The 18,413-nt window shown below is 69.1% G+C and carries 15 protein-coding genes; 9 read left to right on the forward strand and 6 right to left on the reverse strand.

Annotated elements, in window-relative coordinates; all coding sequences use genetic code 11:
- Positions 1 to 20: 20 nt before the first annotated feature.
- On the reverse strand, positions 21 to 1,265 hold the full coding sequence (locus ABE485_RS26625) for an MFS transporter (RefSeq protein WP_346518253.1): 1,245 nt from the start codon (positions 1,263 to 1,265) through the stop codon (positions 21 to 23).
- A gap of 105 nt (positions 1,266 to 1,370) precedes the next feature.
- Between ABE485_RS26625 and ABE485_RS26630 the strand changes: the two genes are divergently transcribed.
- The 5 genes from ABE485_RS26630 (at position 1,371) to ABE485_RS26650 (ending at position 7,229) form a co-directional block, all read left to right on the forward strand.
- Entirely contained in the window at positions 1,371 to 2,324 is a 954-nt protein-coding gene (locus ABE485_RS26630; RefSeq protein WP_346518254.1) for a LysR family transcriptional regulator, read from the forward strand.
- 138 nt (positions 2,325 to 2,462) lie between these two features.
- Positions 2,463 to 2,909 (forward strand): type III secretion system chaperone, encoded by a 447-nt coding sequence (locus ABE485_RS26635; RefSeq protein ID WP_346518255.1) that lies wholly within the window; start codon positions 2,463 to 2,465, stop codon positions 2,907 to 2,909.
- 10 nt (positions 2,910 to 2,919) lie between these two features.
- On the forward strand, positions 2,920 to 5,157 hold the full coding sequence (locus ABE485_RS26640; protein ID WP_346518256.1) for a DUF4135 domain-containing protein: 2,238 nt from the start codon (positions 2,920 to 2,922) through the stop codon (positions 5,155 to 5,157).
- A gap of 218 nt (positions 5,158 to 5,375) precedes the next feature.
- Positions 5,376 to 6,179, forward strand: a complete 804-nt coding sequence (gene hutG / locus ABE485_RS26645; RefSeq protein ID WP_346518257.1) for an N-formylglutamate deformylase — start codon at positions 5,376 to 5,378, stop codon at positions 6,177 to 6,179.
- Positions 6,180 to 6,215: 36 nt separating this feature from the next.
- Positions 6,216 to 7,229 (forward strand): LysR family transcriptional regulator, encoded by a 1,014-nt coding sequence (locus ABE485_RS26650; protein WP_346518258.1) that lies wholly within the window; start codon positions 6,216 to 6,218, stop codon positions 7,227 to 7,229.
- 3 nt (positions 7,230 to 7,232) lie between these two features.
- On the opposite strand, the gene ABE485_RS26655 is transcribed toward ABE485_RS26650, so the two are convergent.
- From ABE485_RS26655 to ABE485_RS26670, 4 genes are all read right to left on the reverse strand, one after another.
- Positions 7,233 to 8,165, reverse strand: coding sequence for an electron transfer flavoprotein subunit alpha/FixB family protein (locus ABE485_RS26655; RefSeq protein ID WP_346518259.1), 933 nt, complete (start codon positions 8,163 to 8,165; stop codon positions 7,233 to 7,235).
- Positions 8,165 to 8,914 (reverse strand): electron transfer flavoprotein subunit beta/FixA family protein, encoded by a 750-nt coding sequence (locus ABE485_RS26660; protein WP_346518260.1) that lies wholly within the window; start codon positions 8,912 to 8,914, stop codon positions 8,165 to 8,167. The genes ABE485_RS26655 and ABE485_RS26660 overlap by 1 nt, the downstream gene beginning before the upstream one ends.
- Positions 8,915 to 8,987: 73 nt before the next feature.
- A complete protein-coding gene (locus ABE485_RS26665; protein WP_346518261.1) occupies positions 8,988 to 9,629 on the reverse strand; it encodes a HutD/Ves family protein in 642 nt (213 codons plus the stop codon).
- The gene (locus tag ABE485_RS26670; protein WP_346518262.1) at positions 9,613 to 10,800 is read right to left on the reverse strand and encodes an NAD(P)/FAD-dependent oxidoreductase; all 1,188 of its coding nucleotides are present in this window, start codon (positions 10,798 to 10,800) and stop codon (positions 9,613 to 9,615) included. Before ABE485_RS26670 ends, ABE485_RS26665 begins: the two co-directional genes overlap by 17 nt.
- A 271-nt stretch (positions 10,801 to 11,071) precedes the next feature.
- On the opposite strand from ABE485_RS26670, the gene ABE485_RS26675 reads away from it, so the two are divergent.
- The 3 genes from ABE485_RS26675 to ABE485_RS26685 are packed head-to-tail and all read left to right on the forward strand — an operon-like array spanning position 11,072 to position 13,634.
- Positions 11,072 to 12,070, forward strand: coding sequence for an aliphatic sulfonate ABC transporter substrate-binding protein (locus tag ABE485_RS26675; protein WP_346518263.1), 999 nt, complete (start codon positions 11,072 to 11,074; stop codon positions 12,068 to 12,070).
- Positions 12,071 to 12,087: 17 nt separating this feature from the next.
- Entirely contained in the window at positions 12,088 to 12,858 is a 771-nt protein-coding gene (locus tag ABE485_RS26680; protein WP_346518264.1) for an ABC transporter permease, read from the forward strand.
- On the forward strand, positions 12,846 to 13,634 hold the full coding sequence (locus tag ABE485_RS26685; RefSeq protein WP_346518265.1) for an ABC transporter ATP-binding protein: 789 nt from the start codon (positions 12,846 to 12,848) through the stop codon (positions 13,632 to 13,634). The genes ABE485_RS26680 and ABE485_RS26685 overlap by 13 nt, the downstream gene beginning before the upstream one ends.
- Before the next feature lie 26 nt (positions 13,635 to 13,660).
- Here ABE485_RS26685 and ABE485_RS26690 read toward each other — a convergent pair whose 3' ends face one another.
- Complete coding sequence (locus ABE485_RS26690; RefSeq protein WP_346518266.1) at positions 13,661 to 14,596, reverse strand: LysR substrate-binding domain-containing protein; 936 nt, start codon at positions 14,594 to 14,596, stop codon at positions 13,661 to 13,663.
- Between the two features lie 94 nt (positions 14,597 to 14,690).
- On the opposite strand from ABE485_RS26690, the gene ABE485_RS26695 reads away from it, so the two are divergent.
- On the forward strand, positions 14,691 to 18,296 hold the full coding sequence (locus tag ABE485_RS26695) for an ABC transporter ATP-binding protein (protein WP_346518267.1): 3,606 nt from the start codon (positions 14,691 to 14,693) through the stop codon (positions 18,294 to 18,296).
- Positions 18,297 to 18,413: the final 117 nt, after the last annotated feature.

The raw sequence follows: 18,413 nt of genomic DNA on the forward strand, positions 1-18,413 counted from the left end.
CCGCACGAACCCGATCACCCTCAGTGCACCGCCCGCCCGTCGGCGGGTGGCGCGGTCCGCACCCGCAGTCCGCGCCCCAGCGCCAGCGCCAGCGCCGGCAGCAGCATCAGCAATGCCGCCAGCCACAGGTTCGCGCGCAGTCCCAGGAGGTCCACGCTGGGCGCGCCCAGCAGCGCCCCCGCCGCGATCCCCAGGTTGAACAGCGAAACGAAGAGCGCCGTGACGGGTTCGACGGCATCGGGCGCGGCCCGCATCATCCAGTTCTGCAGCCCGACCGACACACCGCCGTACGCCAGCCCCCAGACGAGCAGCAGCGCGACCGTCGCCGCGGGCCATTGCGCGGCCCGGCCCAGGGCCAGCAGCGTCGCCAGCAACGTTGCCGCAATCGTCAGCAGGGTCGCGTCGGGCCGCCTTGCGGCGGCGCCGCCCGCCACGAAATTGCCGACCACGCCCGCCACGCCATAGGCGAACAGCAGCGGGCCGATCCAGGCCTCGCCAAACCCCGCCTGCGATTGCAGCAACGGACGCACGAAGGTGTACGCCATGAAGTGGCCAGCCACCAGGAACAAGGTGATCACCAATCCCAGCCGCACGCGCGGATTGGCGAACTGCGACGCCAGCGCGCGCGCCGACAGCGCGCGCTGCGCCGGCAGCGGCGGCAGGGCCAGCGCATTCAGCAGCAGCACGCCCGCGCACAGGCCGGCCATCGCGCCAAAGGCCGCACGCCACCCGGCGACGTCGCCGATGAATGCGCCCAGCGGCACGCCCAGCACCGAGGCCACCGCCACCCCGCCAAATATGACTGACGTGGCCAGCCCCGCGGCGCCCGGCCGCACAAGCCTGCCGGCCAGGCCGCCCGCAACGGCCCAGATGCCGCCGATGCAGAACCCGACCAGCATCCGCGCCGCCAGGAACCAGGGCATGGCCGGCGCCCAGGCGCTGGCCAGGTTGGCGCAGGTCAGCGCCGCAAGCAGCGCGCAGAGGATCAGCCGGCGGTCCGCGCCCTTGGCGCCGATGACGACCAGGGGCGCGAACAAGGTCGCCAGGATCGCCGGCACGAACAGCGCCAAGCCGCCCATGCCCACGGATACGCCCAGGTCCCGCGTGATGGGAACCAGCAGGCCAACGGGCAGCATCTCGGTCGTGACGACGCAAAAGGTGGCCAGTCCAACGGCTGCGACGCCTGCCCAGACGTCGCGCCGCACCGTGGGCGAATGGTTGGACGGCGGCGCGGCGGGCGCTACCTGTGGTGCTTTCAGGGTCATGACTTCGTTTCCAGAATGCGCCCGATGCCGGGCCGACCCGTAGGCAGTCTACTGTTTCCATATGACTGATAAAGTAGGCGGCCGGACAAACAAAAGGGACGATTCGTGGACAATAAAACCGACGCCGGGCCTGGCCTGGACCACATCGGCGACGTCCTCGCCTTCGTGCGCGTGGCCGACGCGCAAAGCTTCACCGTCGCCGCCGAACGACTGGGCCTGTCGCGCTCGGCCATCGGCAAATGCATCGCCCGGCTGGAACAGGCCTTGGGCGCCCGGCTCCTGCACCGCAGCACCCGCAGTGTCACCCTCAGCGACGAAGGCCGCCTGTTCTACGAGCACGCACGGCGCATCCTGTCCGAAGTCGACAACGCCACCGACGCCATGGCCAGCCGCAAGCAGGCCCCGCGCGGGCGCCTGCGCATCGACCTCCCGGTCTCGCTGGGCCGGCTGCACCTCATGCCGCTGCTGCGCGACTACCTGCGCAACTGGCCCGACGTGGAGGCCGACGTCAGCTTCTCGGACGACTATGCGGACCTGGTGCGGGACGGCATCGACGTCGCCATCCGCATCGGCGGCGAAGCCGACAGCCGGCTGGTACGCAAGGTGCTCGCGCCGCACCGCCTGATCGCCTGCGCGTCGCCCGACTACCTGGACCGGCATGGCGCGCCCGCCGCGCCCGAGGACCTTTCGCGCCACAGGGCGATCGCTTTCACGCATGCCGGCGCGCTCGTGCCCTGGCGGTTCGCGGCCAACGGCCAGGATCGCAATGTGCAGGTTGCCGGCCGGCTCCGGATGGGCAACACGGAAGCCCTGCGCGACGCCGCGCTGGCGGGCGACGGCATCGTGCAGGTCGGCGCTTTTCTGGTCGGCGACGACCTGCTCGCCGGACGGCTCGTGCCGGTGCTGGAAGCCTGGTCGCCGCCCGGCGCGCCCGTGTGCGCGGTGTATCCGCACCGGCGGCACCTGGCGCCCAAGGTGCGGGTGCTGATCGACGACATCGCCGCGCGCTGGCTCGCCGGCGCGCCCTGGGCCCACTGCGCGCATCCGCCGCGCGGGTAGCGCGGCCGCCGCGGGCCCCGGCGAGCCCGAGCTTTGGCGGCAGCCAAGGGAACCGTGCGCCGCCCGGCGTTACTCAATGGGGACACGCGCCCGCGTCCCGGGCGCCCGAGCGCCGCGGCGCCGTCCCAGGAGATGCGCATGAACCCTGCTCAACGACTTGCCGAACTGCTGGCCGGACTGGCCGCGAAGCTGGGGCTGGACGCCCTGCCCGTCGGTGAAAACGGCATCTGCACACTGGTGATCGACGATGCGCTGCCGCTGAACATCGCGGTGGATGCGCCGGGGCGGGACCTGATGCTGTTCTCGCCGCTGGGCGATCTTCCCGCCGCGCAGCGCGGCGAGTTCATGGTCCGCATGCTGCGCGCCAACGGCGCGGGCGCATCGATCTACACCTTCGGCCTTGCGCCTGCGGGCGACGCCGCGCTGCTCAGCGCCCGCTACCCGATGGCGGACCTTGATGCTGCGGCGCTGGAACGCGCCGCTGGCGAATTCGTGAGCGTGGCCGCGCACTGGCGCACCGCCCTCGCCGCCCCCGCGCCGGCCCAGGACGGCCAGGCCCCCGGCAACGGCTGGCTGCAGGCCTGAGGAGACGGCCATGCCCATCGAACTTGGAACCTTCCAGAGCTTTGTCGACAGCAATCCGCAGGCCGACCGCCTGGCTCTCGGCGGCACGGCAGACCAGCAGGAAGTGAAGAACGCGCGTTCGGGCAACATGCTCACCTGGGCCGTCAAGGTCATGGGCGAGTACACCCCCTGGCAGTGGAACGCCGTGACGGCCCAGAACAACGACGCGATCACCGCCTTCCGGAATGCGCTGACCGCCGAGTTCGGCGAGGGAGCCGCGGCCCATGCACCTGCCAGCGGCACGGGACGACCGTTGACGTCGCGCAGCGTCAATGCCGCCGTGCATGACGCGAAGGCGGCCATCTTCGAAGCGGCGATCCGCAACGGCGCCACGGACGCGGACCGCAAGGCGGCGTCCGACCTCATCATGCGCGGCGTCAAGCTCACGCCGGGCTCGCTGGGTCCGATGATGGAAGCGGAGGTATCCAAGGTGCTGCTAGGCTTGCTGCCGACGGTAATGCCGCTGGACGGCACGCCCAGGCTGGATTTGATCGGCAAGCTGGGCACGCAGCTCGTGACGCGGCTGGAGGACCACTTTTCGCGCGGGCTGGAGGCGTATGCCTACCAAAAAGACGCAACGGACCATGCCGCGGCAAAGCTGAAGGCCGACACTCAACAGGCCGACGGCAAGCAGCCCCGGTCTTCGGACCGCGCCCGCCCCACCCATCCCAGCGTGGACACCTTGATTGCGAGACTCCACGCCCAGGGCGATCCGATGGCTGCGCTGGAAGCCGCAGTGCCCGCGCTGCGGGTCCACCTGGACGCGGAAATCAAAGGCTTCGAAACCAGCGTCAAGACCCTGCTGAGCCGAGTCGCGACGGACCATGCCGGCATCGGCGCGCGGTTTCTTGCCGGGCGATTCCTCGCGGGCCCGGACGCCGGCCGCCTGACGGATATCCAGCTGACCAACAGCGACCCCCACAAGGGCGGCAACCGGGTCGCGATCCTGAGTTTCGAAGCCGGCCTCAAAGTGGTCTACAAGCCGCGCGACGTGCGGATCGACGATGCCATCAGCGGCTCACACCGGGAGGCCAAGGGGCCCAGCCTGATGCAGCAGGCCGGCGCCTCGAACAGCATCTACAAGTTCATGCCCATGTCGGACGCCGCCAGCCAGGCCGACAGCGGCGACTACGGCTATGTGCAGCACCTGCCCAACCGGGAAGGCGTCAACCATCTGGTGGACGCATCGCAGGCCCCCGAAATGTTCCGTGAGCTGGGCCGGGCAACGGCGGCGCTGATGCTGGCCGGGGCCACCGACATCCATCACGAGAATCTGATGGTGAGCAATGGCGGCATCTATTTCACCGATCTCGAATTCGCGCTGAACAAGAGCGTGATGAACGAACTGCTCGGCCTGCTCGGTGGAACGCCCGCGCGGCCGGCCGAGGCGCCGGCGCCCACGATGGAACGCCTCATGGAGGCCATCATGCTGGACAAGGCCCTGACCTGGGCCACCGACAACAGTGCGTTGCGTGCCGAACGTCCGCTTGAAAATGGCAAGTTCGAATTCCCCGCGATGTTCCAGGACGTTCCCGAGAGCCTGCTGATCATCAAGACGGGGAACCAATATGTCAACAACCGCTATGCCACCGGCCCGGACTCGATCTACAAGCCGTACGGCGCGGCCTTCGGCGAAGGCCTTGCAAGCGGCCTCATCGCGCTGAAACGCCAGGACGGGCTGACGCACTTCCTGCAGGGAATACAGGGCATGCATCTGCGCTTTCACCCGCTGGCCACGCCGGAACAGCGGCAACTGCTGGAAGGCGTATTCCACCAGGACTATTACCAGGAACTCGCCACGCCCGGCCCCAAGCCGGCGCAAGAGCTGCGCGGCAAACTGCAGGCGCTGTCACTGCTTGCCGACGATGCGGGCAAGCGCGCGGTCCTGGAGACGACCATGCAGGCTTCCTATGCAAAGCACGACATCCCCTACTACAGTCGGATCATCGGCGACCAGACCCTGTATCCGGACGGGCAGCCGAGCCAAAATGCCGGATGCGTGGGTTTTTTCCCGCCGGGCATCGACGCGCACGCCGACGACCTGAACATGCGCTTCCAGCAGGCGCAGGAGTCCGACCTGAGCGCTCTGGGCACTTCGGCCGGCAAATGGCTGAGCGCCCAGGCGCCCGCCCAGGAATCCGCGATGGCGAACGTGCAAGTCCAGGAATCCAAGGCGATGATCCAGGCCGTCATGAACCAGAGGCCTTAGCCGGGACCCGAATCCGGCGACTGGCATGGCAGTGCCCGCACGCAGGGCGGCGCAGGGGCGCGGGCACATCCGAGCCGCCCTTCTTGCATCAGCATGGCTGATCATCAATATCCATTAAACTGATGCAAATCCCGCGGCGGGCCGCGCTGCCTAGCATACAAGCGCCCGCCGCCCGCGGCATTGCCGCGGCGCTTTGCCTTTGCCTTCCGGAGTTTCCCTTGAGCGACATCTATCACTTCAGCCGCGGCACCGCCCCGCTGCTGATCTCCATCCCCCATCTTGGCAGCCAGATCCCCGACGCCCAGCGCGCGCAGATGACGCCGCTGGCCCTCGAATCCGGCGACACCGACTGGCATCTGGACACGCTGTACCAGTTTGCCCAGGCGCTGGGCGCATCCGTGCTGGGCGCGCGCTATTCGCGCTACGTGGTGGACCTGAACCGCCCGCCCAACGACGAAAGCCTCTACCCCGGCCAGACCAAGACCGGCCTGTGCCCCACGCAGGCGTTCCGCGGCGACGCGCTCTACCAGAACGAGGCCTCTCTCACGGACGCCGAGCGCGCGCACCGGCTGCAGACCTACTGGCAGCCCTATCACGCCAAGCTGCGCGAAGAAATCGACCGCATCAAGGCCGAGCACGGCACCGTGCTGCTGTGGGAAGCCCACTCGATCGCCAGCGTCCTGCCGCGCCTGTTCGAGGGCAAGCTGCCCGACCTGAACATCGGCACGTCCGACGGCGCCGCCTGCGCGCCCGACATCCTGGCGGCCGTGCAGGCCCGGCTGGACGACTGCAAGGACTACACCTGGGCCGTCAACGGCCGCTTCAAGGGCGGCTACATCACCCGCCACTACGGCGCGCCGGCGGACAACATCCACGCCATCCAGCTTGAAATGTGCCAGTCGACCTACATGGACGAAACGCGCCCGTACGCCTATCGCCCCGACCTGGCCGGCAAGGTCATCCCGGTGGTCGACGCCATGGTGACGGCCGCCCTGCGCCAGACCGTCGCGCGCGCGCGCTGACCGTCGAACGCCGCCGCCAGCAGGACGCCGCCCGCCATGAACCGCTTTTCGTTCAGCACCACGGAAAACTATCCCGAGTGGAACCTGCTGCTGACCTGGGTGGCGGTGGTGGAAGCCGCGTCGGTCTCCGGCGCGGCGCGCCTGCTGGGCTTTTCGCAGGCGGCGGTCTCGCAGCGGATCAAGCAGCTCGAAGCCGCCATGTCGACCGAACTGCTGGACCGCAGCACCCGGCCGGCACGGCCCACGCCCGCGGGCGAACTGCTGTTCGAGCATGCCGCGCGCCTGCTGGCGCAGGCGGGTGACATGACGGAAAGCGTGCGCAACCTCAGCCGGGCCAAGCGCAACATCGTACGCTTCGGCTGCGTGGACTCGTTCGCGGGCACGCTGGGGCCGACGCTGATCCACGGGCTGTCGGGCGCCTCGCGCCAGATCCGGCTGTGGTCGGGCATCACGCCCGTCCTGGACAAGCAGCTTGAAGACCGGCAGCTGGACCTCGTGGTCACCACCAGCGCCTCCGCCGGCAAGCCCACCATCCGCAAGTACAGCCTCTTCAGCGAACCCTATGTGCTGATCGTTCCGCGCGCCATGAACATGGACCGGATCGATACGCTCAAAGAGCTGGGCAAGCGCACGCAGTTCATCCGCTACAGCGCGCGCTCCTTCATCGGCGCCGAGATCGACCGCCTGGTCGAATCGCACGGCGTGATGATCGAGCGCACCTACGAATTCGACAACACGGATCCGCTGCTCAGCCTGGTCACGGCCGGCCTGGGATTCGGCATCAGCACGCCCTTGTGCATCTGGCAGTCGCGCCACTTCCTGGACCAGCTGCGCGTGCTGCCGCTGGCGCCGTACCTGGGCGTGGCGCGCGCCGACGACCCCGCCCTGTCGCGCACGCTCTACCTGGCCGCGCGCCAGCAGGAAGTGGGCAAGCTGCCCGCCGAGGCGCGGGACGTGATCCTGATGGCAATGGAACGCCTGATCCAGAAGGAGCTCGCCCCGGCCCTGGGGCTGCCGCCGGCCACGCTCTGGCGCAACCTGCGGCGCTAGGCATCAGGACAGCGAGGCCGTCAGGGCCGGCACGGCCTCGAACAGGTCACCCACCAGGCCATAGTCCGCCACGCCGAAGATCGGCGCGTCGCCGTCCTTGTTGATGGCGACGATCACCTTGGAGTCCTTCATGCCCGCCAGATGCTGGATGGCCCCCGAGATCCCGACCGCGACGTACAGCTCGGGCGCGACGATCTTGCCCGTCTGGCCGACCTGCCAGTCGTTCGGCGCATAGCCCGCGTCCACGGCGGCGCGCGAGGCGCCCAGCGCCGCGCCGAGCTTTTCGGCCAACGGATCCAGCAGCTTGAAGTTGTCCGCGCTGCCCAGGCCGCGCCCACCCGACACCACGGCCCGCGCGCTGCCCAGGTCGGGACGCTCGGACACGGCGATCTCGCGGCTCACGAAGCGCGACAAGCCCGCGCCCGCCACCGCCTCCACCGTCTCGACCGGCGCGTTGCCGCCGTCGGCGGCCACGGCGTCGAACGCCGTCGGCCGGATCGTCGCCACCACCACCGGATAGCCGCTCTTCACCGTGGCGATCGCATTGCCCGCGTAGATGGGCCGCTTGAACGTATCGGGGCCCAGCACCTCGATCACGTCGGACACCTGCGCCACGTCGAGCAAGGCGGCGATGCGCGGCGCCACGCCCTTGCCGTGGGCCGTCGCGGCCACGAACAGGTGCGAGTAGCCGGCGGACACCGCCACCGCCTGCGCGGCCAGGTTTTCGGCCAGGCCGTCCGCCAGCTGCGGCGCCTGCGCCAGCAGCACTTTTTCGACGCCGGCGACGCGGGCCGCGGCGGCGGCCACGGCCTGCGCCTCGGCCCCCGCCACCAGCACGTGCACCGGCATGGCCAATTTCGCGGCCGCGGCGATGGCGTTGAGCGTGGCACCGTTGAGCGCCTGTTGATCGTGTTCGGCAATAACCAGGACAGTCATCAGATCACCTTCGCTTCGTTCTTCAGTTTGTCGACCAGCGCGGCCACGTCGGCAACCTTGACGCCGGGCGCGCGTCCGGCGGGCTCTTCGACGCGCAGCGTCTCCAGGCGGGACACGGGATCCACGCCCAGGCCTTCCGGCGTCTCGATATCGATCGGCTTTTTCTTGGCCTTCATGATGTTGGGCAGGGTCACGTAGCGCGGCTCGTTCAGGCGCAGGTCGGCGGTCACGATGGCGGGCAGCGTCAGCTCCACCACCTCCAGACCGCCGTCCACTTCGCGGGTCACGCGCGCCGTGCCGGCGCCGATCTCGATGGCGCTGGCGTTGGTGGCCTGCGGCCAGCCCAGCAGCGCCGCCAGCATCTGGCCGGTCTGGCACGCATCGTCGTCGATGGCCTGCTTGCCCAGGATCACCAGCGCGGGCGCTTCCTTCAGCACCACGGCGCGCAGCAGCTTGGACACTTCCAGCGGCTGCAGCGCAACGTCCGTCTGCACCAGCACGCCGCGGTCGGCGCCGATGGCCAGCGCGGTGCGCAGCGTCTCCTGCGACTGCGCCGTGCCGCAAGACACGGCCAGCACCTCGGTGGCGGCGCCCTGCTCTTTCAGGCGCACGGCCGCCTCGACGGCGATCTCGTCGAACGGATTCATGGACATCTTCACGTTGCCGATATCCACGCCGCTCTGGTCGGCCTTCACGCGCACGTTGACGTTGTAGTCAACCACGCGCTTGACCGCGGCAATTACCTTCATGGAAACACTCCTGAGTCAAAGGAATCAACGACCGCCCCGGCGCCGGCGCGGCGCGGGAACGGGGGTAATGCGATCAGCGGCTGCCAGGCGCCGGCACGGCGATGTCCAGGCAGACCGCGAAACCATTGTTCGATGCACAGACGAACGCGCCTGGTGCCGCCATGCCCGCTTCCGGGACCGTGCGCAGCAGCGCGAATTCGCCCGCCGCCAGCGCCCACTGCATGCCGGGCGCGGGTCCGCAATACCGGCCCGCGTCCATGGCCACGATCAGCCGCGTGGCCTGGCATTGGCCCGGCCCGTGCGTCAGCGAGCCGGCGTCGCACGCATCGTCCGCCCCGCCCAGGCACGTCACGCGCGCCTGCGCCGCGCCGCGCTGGACGAACAGATTCAGCACGCGGACCGGCCCATCCGCCAGGCGGGACTGCAAGGCCTCGTCCCCGCCAAAGCCCGTGGGCGCTCGGGGCAGCAGCGCCACGGCCACGCCTTCGCCGCCCAGCGAGACGCCCGCTCCCGACAGCACGACGGACACGCGGTCGTAACCCGGAAAGCGGGAATACGGCCCGTCGCGGTCGATGTCGGCGATGCTGACCCGCCAGCGTCCCGCGGGGTCGGCCGCCAGCGTGCGCGTGACGCCCCCGCCGTTCTTCCACGGCTCGGGCGGCAGCGCCAGCCAGCTGGCGCGCTCCGGGGCGTGCGGATCAGGAGACCGCGCCAAGGCCGTACTTCCCGGTCAGCAGCGCACCGCGCTGGAAGCGGCCCAGTTCGTAGGGCTTGAGCGACACGTCGGTCGCCAGCCCCAGCGCTTCCTGCGCCAGCACACGGCCCACGGTGGGCGACAGCTTGAAGCCATGGCCCGAGAATCCGAAGCCCACGATCAAGCCCTGGACGCCGGCCACGCGGCCCAGCACGGGATTCCAGTCGGGCGTGACGTCGTACACCCCAGTCCAGGACGAGGCCAGGCCCGCGGTTTCGTAGGCGGGGAAGCGCTCGGCGACCTGCGCGCCGACTTCGGCCACGTAGTCCAGCGGAATGTCGCCCTGCTCGGCGTCGCTCTTTTGCAGCGCTTCGCCGACCACGCCTTCGCTCACCAGCATCTGGTTGCCGCCGTAGCTGCGGCAATACAGCATGCCGGGCGAGGCCAGGTCCTTGAAGACGGGCATCGAATAGGTATAGGGGGCCGCGTCGCATTCCAGCGCCAGCACCGCATGGCGCTCGGGCACCACCGGCATGGTCACGCCGGTCCAGCCGGCCAGTTCGGGCGTCCAGATGTTCTGCGTGCTGATCACCAGCGGGCTGGCGAAGTCGCCTGCCGAGGTGGACACGCCCGTCACGCGGCCGTTTTCCACCAGCAGGCGCTGGACGTTGACGTTTTCGCGGATGGTGACGCCGCGACGCCGCGCGCCGCGCGCAAAGCTGGTCGCGACCAGGTAGGCGTCGGCAAAGCCGGCCTCGGGTTCATAGCCGATCAGGGCGGCGTTGTCGAAGGATGCGATGGGAAGCAGTTCGCGCGCCTGCGCGGGATCCAGCAGTTCCAGCGCGATGCCCTGCGCCTGCTGCTGCGCCAGCGCGCCGCGCAGGGGCTCGAGCTTGTCGTCGTCGGCCGCGGTGATGAGATAGCCGCATTTGACCAGGCCGCAGGAGGCCTCGTCGTCGCCCAGGTAGCTGGCGAAATTGTTGAACACGCTCCAGGAGCGCTGGGCCAGCTCCACGTTTTCGCGCACCGAATAGTGGGTGCGCAAGATGCCGGAAGACTGCGAGGTCGTGCCCGCGCCGATCGTTTCCCGATCCAGCACCAGCACATTCTTCGCGCCCAGCTCGGCCAGGTGAAAGGCCACCGAACTGCCGATCACGCCGGCGCCAATCACGATCACGTCATAACTTTTCACGACAAGGCTCCAAGGACAAGTGCCGCGAAGTGTGGGCCCGGCATTTCGGAGCCGCCGCAATATAAGCGGGGCGAATACTTAATAAAAGCGCCGCGCGCGGATCGTCGCGGATCGAGGCCGCGGATTGCTTAAGCGCGGCGAATGTTGACCATCGCCGCTCCTTATATTCATGCCGCCGCCAGGCGCTCGGGCGAAAGTCTCGTCTGCCGCACCCCAGAGTGCCGGCGACATGGAATCTATCGGTCAATCTACATTCAAGTAGGGGAAAAATATGAACATGAATCGCCGCGCCATGCTGGTGCGCACCGCCGCGCTCGCGGGCGCAAGCGCCCTGGGTTTTCCCATGATCGGCCGCGCCGCCAGCGCGTCCTACACCTATGGCGGCTCCGCGTGGCTGGGCCACTACTCGGCCTACATCGCCATGAAGACGGGCCTGTTCGCCAAGCAGGGCCTGGACATCAAGTGGCAGAGCTTCGCCACGTCGTCCGACCGCATGAGCGCGGTCATGGCCGGCAACATCGACCTGGCCGGCACCGGCGTGGTGTCGTCGCTGGCACTCATGGCGGCGGGCGCGCGCCAGTTCCAGGTCATCGCCACCCCCAACAACTTCGGCCGCGCCGAGGGCGTGCTGGTGCGCGACAACGTCAAATCCGTGGCGGACCTGAAGGGCAGGAAGATCGGCGTCACCTACGCCTCCAGCGCCCACGTGCTGCTGCTGGACGTGTTGCGCCAGGCGGGCCTGAATCCGGACCGCGACGTGTCCATCATCAACCTGCCGGCCACCAATCTGCTGTCGGCCTACCAGGGCGGCCAGATCGACGCGGCCGTGGCCTGGACGCCGGCGTTCGACCGCATCAAGGCCGTGCCCGGCACCCACGTCTTGCTGGATGACACGGCGTTCTCGCTCTACAAGGAATACGCCATCACCCCCGGCCCCGACGTCCTGCTGACCCACGCCAGGCTGGGCAAGGAGAATCCCGAAGCGGTGCGCAAGTTCCTGCAGGCGGTATTCCAGGCCAATGCGATGCTGAGCAACCAGCCCGAAGAGGCCGTCGGCGTGCTGCTGGAACTGACGGGGCTGTCCAGGGAAGAGCAACTGGCCGTCATCAAGCAGACGCAGTGGTATTCGGGCGAAGACCAGAAGGCGCTGATGGTCGATCCGGGCAACTTCGTCAACGGCATGCAGAAGCTGGCGGAAATGCTGGTGTCGCTCAAGCAGATCGACCGCGCGCCCGCCGTCAAGGACTGGGTCCAGTCCTCGTATCTGTAACCCGGGACAGTCTGCCTATGTCCTCGCGTTCGTCTTCAAGGGAAACACGCCTGCTCTGGGTCAGCGTGTTTTCGCTTCTGTCTTTTCTGCTGCTGTGGGAAGGCCTGTGCCGCGCCGGCGCGGTCGATCCCATCTTCCTGCCCGCGCCCTCCCAGGTCCTGGCGCGCGCAATGTCCATGTCCGACCAAGGCACGCTGTTCTACAACGTGCTGGCCTCGACGCGCCGCGTCATGGTGGGCTTCCTGGCCGCGGTGATCGTCGCGATTCCGCTGGGTATCCTGCTGGGCACCTCCAAAGTGGCGCGCGCCGTGTTCGACCCCATCATCTCGTTCCTGCGCCCGCTGCCGTCCATGAGCTGGATTCCGCTGTCGCTGCTGTGGTTCGGCATCACCGAAACGCAGAAGTACAGCATCGTCTTCATGGGGTCCTTCGTGCCCGCCTTGCTCTACGTGATGGAGGCCTCGCGCAGCATCGATCCGGTGCTGGTGCGCGCCGCGCGCAACCTGGGCGCCAACCGCTGGCAGGTGATGCGCGAGGTGCTGTTCCCGGGCTGTCTGCCGCAGATCCTGTCGGGCATGAAGATCATCCTGGGCCTGTCCTGGACCTGCGTCATCTCGGCCGAACTGGTGGCCTCCAAGGAAGGCCTGGGCTTCATGATCATGAACGGCAAGGAATTCTTCCAGACCGACACCGTGGTGCTGGGCATGGTCCTGATCAGCTTCACCGTGCTGGTGACCGATCTGTGTTTGCGGCTTCTTGAACGATGGGTGCTGGCATGGCAGCGATGAACGATACGATGATCCGGTTGAAGGACGTCTCCAAGGCCTACGGCGACGTCACCGTGCTGGACAAGGTCAACCTCGAGGTCAAGCGCGGGGAATTCCTGGTGCTGCTGGGCGCCTCCGGCTGCGGCAAGTCGACCCTGCTGAACCTGATGGCGGGCTTCATCACGCCCAACACCGGCTCGGTGGAAATCAACGGCAGGCAGGTCACCGACGTCACCGCCGCCTGCGGCATGGTGTTCCAGCAATACGCGCTGTTCCCCTGGCGCACGGTGCAGGAGAACGTGGAATTCGGCCTGAAGATGCGCGGCATGTCGCGGCAGGAACGCGCGCCCATCGCCCGCAAGTTCATCGAGATGGTCGGCCTGAAGCACGCGGCGGACAAGTACCCGCACGCGCTGTCCGGCGGCATGAAGCAGCGCGTGTCGATCGCGCGCGTGCTGGCCAACGACCCGGACGTGATGCTGTTCGACGAACCCTTCGCCGCGCTGGACGCCATGACCCGCCAGGTGCTGCAGGACCAGCTCCTGTCGATCTACGAGCAGAGCGGCAAGACCATCGTCTTCATCACGCACTCCATCGACGAGGCCCTGACCCTGTCGACCCGCATGGCCGTCATGGGCTCCAAGCCCGGCCGCATCGTGCAGGACATCCAGAACGACCTGCCGCATCCGCGCAGCGCGGACGTGCAGCTGTCGCCGCGCTTCGTGGAGCTGAAACGCGCCATCTGGGAGCGCGTGCAGGAAGAGGTGACGCGCAGCATGGAGCTGGCGGCCGACTAGCAGGCCCGGACTCGACGGCCCAGGCGCTACGCGCGGCGCCCCTCTTCCGCCAGGAACTCCACCAGCGCGGGCAGGGACGGGTCCATCGGCCGGTTGGCATGGATGCGCATGACGTAGCCCCAGGAGCCCGGCATGCGCAGATGGGGCACCAGCGGCACCAGCCGGCCGCTGGCCAGGTCTTCGTCGATCAGGGGCGCCCGGCCCAGCGCGATCCCCACGCCCGCCGCCGCCGCGGCCACCACGGTGCTCAGGCCGCTCAGCACCATCGGATCCTGCCAGTCCGATTCCGCCAGGCCCAGCCGGGGGCTCCACGTCCGCCAGTCGGTCTCGGGGCTGTCGATGTGTTTTTCTTCCAGCCAGCGGTGGCGCAGGAATGCGCGGGGATCGTTCCGGTCCGCCGCGTCGATCAGCGTCGGGCTGCACACGGGCACCACCGTCTCGGTCATGAGCGGGATATCGCCGGGTTCCGCGTTGTGCGGCCCCATTGCCCGCACGTGCAGGAACGCCAGGTCGATATCCTGGCTTTTCCAGGCCGGATCCTGGCTGGCATGCAGGTAGACCTGGATGTCGATGTCCGGATGCAATTCAATGAACCGGCCGATGCGCGGCGCCAGCCACAGGGCGGCCAGCGAAGGATTGGCGGACACGTTCAGGGTATAGCGCCGCTTGCCTCGGGCGCTGGCCCGGACATTGCGGCAGGCGGTTTCCAATAGGGTCAAGGCCTGTTGTACCGACGCCAGCAGTCCGGCGCCCGCCTCGGTGGGTTCGGCGCGGCGCACCGTGCCGCCCCGGCGCAGGAGCGCGACGCCCAGATCGGCCTCCAGGGCGCGCAACTGGTGGCTGACGGCGCTCTTGGTCACGTTCAGTTCCGCGGCGGCGCGGCTCAGGCTGCCCAGCCGCGCCACGGCTTCGAAGGCGCGCAGTGCGGCCAGGGGCGGCGTGCGATTCGACAAATCGGTCATGGGTTGAGTTTATCTCAACCCATGATTGAAAAATCATCGCTTTCGCGCGCGCCCCGTATCGGGGACCATGCAGGCTCTGGATGGAGTAATGGCTATGTATTTCGATTCGAGGCTCTGGCAGCTGACGCTGGGCATGCGCGCCGGCATGGCGGGCGGCATCTTTCTGGGGCTGCTGGCCCTGGCGGCGGGCATCGCCCGGTACGTGTTCCTGGGCCAGCTGCTGGCCCGCGTGTTCGACGGCGCGCCCTGGCAGGACTGGTTAGCGCCCGCCGTGTGCGTGGCGGCCATGGTGCTGCTGCGGGCAGGCTTGGACCACTGGCGAACCGTGCAAGCCAATCGCACCTCGGCCGCGATCCAGCAGACGCTGCGCGCGCGCCTGTACGACCGGATCGTGGCCCTGGGCCCTGCCTGGTTCGCCAACCAGCGCACGGGCGGCGTCATGCTGACGGTCGTGGACGGCGTCGAGCAATTGCAGACCTTCTTCGGCCAGTACCTGCCGCAGGTCGCCATCGCCGCGGCCGCGCCTTTCGCGATCTTCGCCGTGATCGCGTTCTGGGACGTGCCGACCGCGCTGGTCTTCCTGGCCGCGGCCCTGTTCGCGCTCTTCGGGCCGATGGCGGTGCATATGCTGGACCGCCGCGCCAGCCTGGCGCGCAGCCGTTCGCTCAATGAATTCGGCGAAGAATTCCTGGATGCGGTGCAGGGCCTGCCCACCCTCAAGTCCTATGGCCAGGGCAAGGCCTGGGGCAAGCGGCTGGCCGACCGCGCGCGCAGCCTGTCCGACAACACGTTCTGGGTGCTGTCCGTCAGCCTGCTGACGCGCGGCATCAGCGACCTGGGCGTGGCGCTGGGCGCGGCGCTCGCGCTGACGCTGGGCGCGTGGCGCGTGGCCGCGGGCGACATGAGCGTCGAAGCGCTGCTCATCGTGCTGATGGCCGGCACCGAGATCTTCCGTCCGCTGCGCGACCTGCGCGCGGTGCTGCACCGGGGCATGCTGGGCCAGTCGGCCGCCGCCAGCATCCACGCGCTGATGGACGCGCAGCCGCTGACGCCCGCCCCCGCCGCCCGCGCGGATGGCGCGGCCCCTGCCCGCCTGGCGCCCACCATCGAATTCGACGATGTCGCATTCGCCTACACGCCCGAGCGCCCCGCGCACCGGGGCCTGGCCTTGCGCATCGGAGCCGGCGAACGGGTCGGCGTGGTCGGCCCCAGCGGCGCGGGCAAGTCCACCATCGTGCGCCTGCTGCTGCGCGAATGCCTGCCCCAGGCCGGCGCCGTCCGCGTCGGCGGCCGCGACGTGAACACGCTCGACACGCAGACGTTGCTGTCGCACTTCGCGCTGGTCAGCCAGGACATCACCCTGTTCCACGGCACCATCGACGACAACCTGCGGCTGGGCCGCCCGGACGCCACCCACGAGCAGGTGCGCGCCGCCGCCCGCGCCGCCAACATCGACGACTTCATCATGGCGCTGCCGGACGGCTACGCCACGCGCATCGGCGAACGCGGCCTGCAGTTGTCGGGCGGCCAGCGCCAGCGCGTGGCGATCGCCCGCGCCCTGCTGCGCGATGCGCCCATCCTGATCCTGGACGAAGCGCTCTCGTCCGTGGACACCGAGAACGAGGCGCTGATCCAGCAGGCGCTGGACCGCCTGATGGCCGGCCGCACGACGCTGATCCTGGCCCACCGCCTGGCCAGCGTGATCGGCGCCGACCGGATCCTGGTGCTGGAACACGGGCGCGTGGCCGAATCCGGCCCGCACGCCGAACTGATGCGCCAGCGCGGGCTGTACTACCGCCTGATGCACGAGCAGGCGGCGGCGCATGAAAACCCGTCCGCGGGATCGCCGCTGGCTGCGCCGCGTTCCGCCAACGCGGCAGCCGCGCCGGACGGCAGCGGCGGCCAGGGCCCGGCCCTGCGTCCGCTGGACGCCGACGCCGCGCACGTCGGCTGGCGCGCCACGCTCGGCACCCTGCTGTCGGTGGTGCGCCCGTGGCGCGGAACGCTGATCGCCACCATCCTGCTGGGCGTGGCGCGCGTCGCGGCCTTCATTGGCGTGGGCGTGTTCAGCGCGCTGATCGTCGCCGCCATCCGCGACGGCCGCGACATCGGGGGCCTGGTGGCAGGGCTGCTGGTCGCGGCGCCGCTGGCCGCGCTGTTCCACTGGCTGGAGTCGTGGCTGGCGCACGCCATGGCCTATCAGCTTCTGGCCGACATGCGCGTCAAACTCTACGACAAGCTCGAACGCCTGGCCCCGGCCTACCTCTTGCAGCGCCGCTCCGGCGACCTGGTCGCGCTGGCCACGCAGGACGTGGAAATGGTGGAGTACTTCTACGCGCACACCATCGCGCCGGCCATCGTGTCGGTGCTGGTGCCGCTGTCGGTGCTGGGATTCCTGGGCGTCTACAGCTGGCCCGTCGCGCTGGCGCTCCTGCCCTTCCTGGCCTACGCGCTGGTGTCGCCGGTACGCGGCCGCCGCAAGGTCGATGCCCTGGGCGACAAGGCGCGCGACGCGCTGGGTGAAATGAGCGCCCATGCCACCGACACCATCCAGGGCCTGGCCGACCTGACGGCGTTCCAGGCCACCGGCCGCCGCCGCGACCAATTCCTTCAGGTGGCCGACCGCTACCGCGCGCGGCGCCTGGATATCCTGCATGACCTGTCGCGCCAGACCGCCTGGTTCGAAGTGGCGATGGGCCTGGGCGGCCTGGCCGTGGCCGTCGTCGGCGCATTGCAGGTGCAGGCCGGCGCGCTGGCGGCCGGCATGCTGCCGCTGCTGGTGCTGATCGCGCTGGCCACCTTCCTGCCGGTGTCCGAGATCTCGCAGGTCAGCCGGCAGCTGGCCGACACCATCGCCGCCACGCGCCGCCTGCACGTGGTCGCGAATGAACCCGAACCGGTCGTGGACGGCCCCCTGCCCGCGCCGGTGGCCGCCAACGGCCTGTCGCTGGCGTTCGAGCACGTCAGCTTCGCGTATCCCGGCAAGCGCGAGGACACCTTGCGCGACCTGAGCTTCACGGCGCCGGCCGGGGCCACCGTGGCGCTGGTGGGCGCATCGGGCGCCGGCAAGAGCACCGTGGCCAGCCTGCTGCTGCGCTTCTGGGATCCGCGCCAGGGCGCGGTCAGGCTGGACGGCGTGGACGTGCGCCAGCTCCAGCTGGATGGCCTGCGCGAGCGCGTCGCGCTGGTCACGCAGGACACCTATCTGTTCAACGACACGCTCGAAGGCAACATCCGCCTGGCGCGTCCCGAGGCCAGCCGCGAGGACCTGGCGCGGGCGCTGGAACAGGCCGCGCTGGCGGACTTCGTCAAGAGCCTGCCCGACGGCCTGGCGACGCGCGTGGGCGAACGCGGCATGCAGCTGTCGGGCGGCCAGCGCCAGCGCATCTCGATCGCGCGCGCCTTCCTGAAGAACGCGCCGGTGCTGATCCTGGACGAGGCCACCTCGCATCTGGACACCCTGTCCGAGATGCAGGTGCGCGGCGCGCTCGATGTGCTGATGCGTCACCGCACCACCCTGGTCATCGCGCACCGCCTGTCCACGATCCGCGACGCGGATCTCATCCTGGTGCTGGACGGCGGCACGCTGGCCGAAGCCGGCACGCACGACCAGCTGCTGCGCAAGCAAGGGGCGTATGCGCGCCTGGCCAGCCACCAGGGCGGCTACGCGGCCAGCGGCGCGGCGTCCTTGCCGAACTAGCGCCGCGTTGAAAAAAACCGACAGCAAACCCTGTCCCCGGCACACGGCCCGTTGATTCGCCTACATCACTTCGATAGAATCAGCAATTCGGGCCTGTGCCCATTCCTTTTTTCCACG

The organism is Achromobacter spanius (genome assembly GCF_039673305.1).
In the GTDB taxonomy this organism is placed as follows: Bacteria; Pseudomonadota; Gammaproteobacteria; order Burkholderiales; family Burkholderiaceae_B; genus Achromobacter; species Achromobacter spanius_F.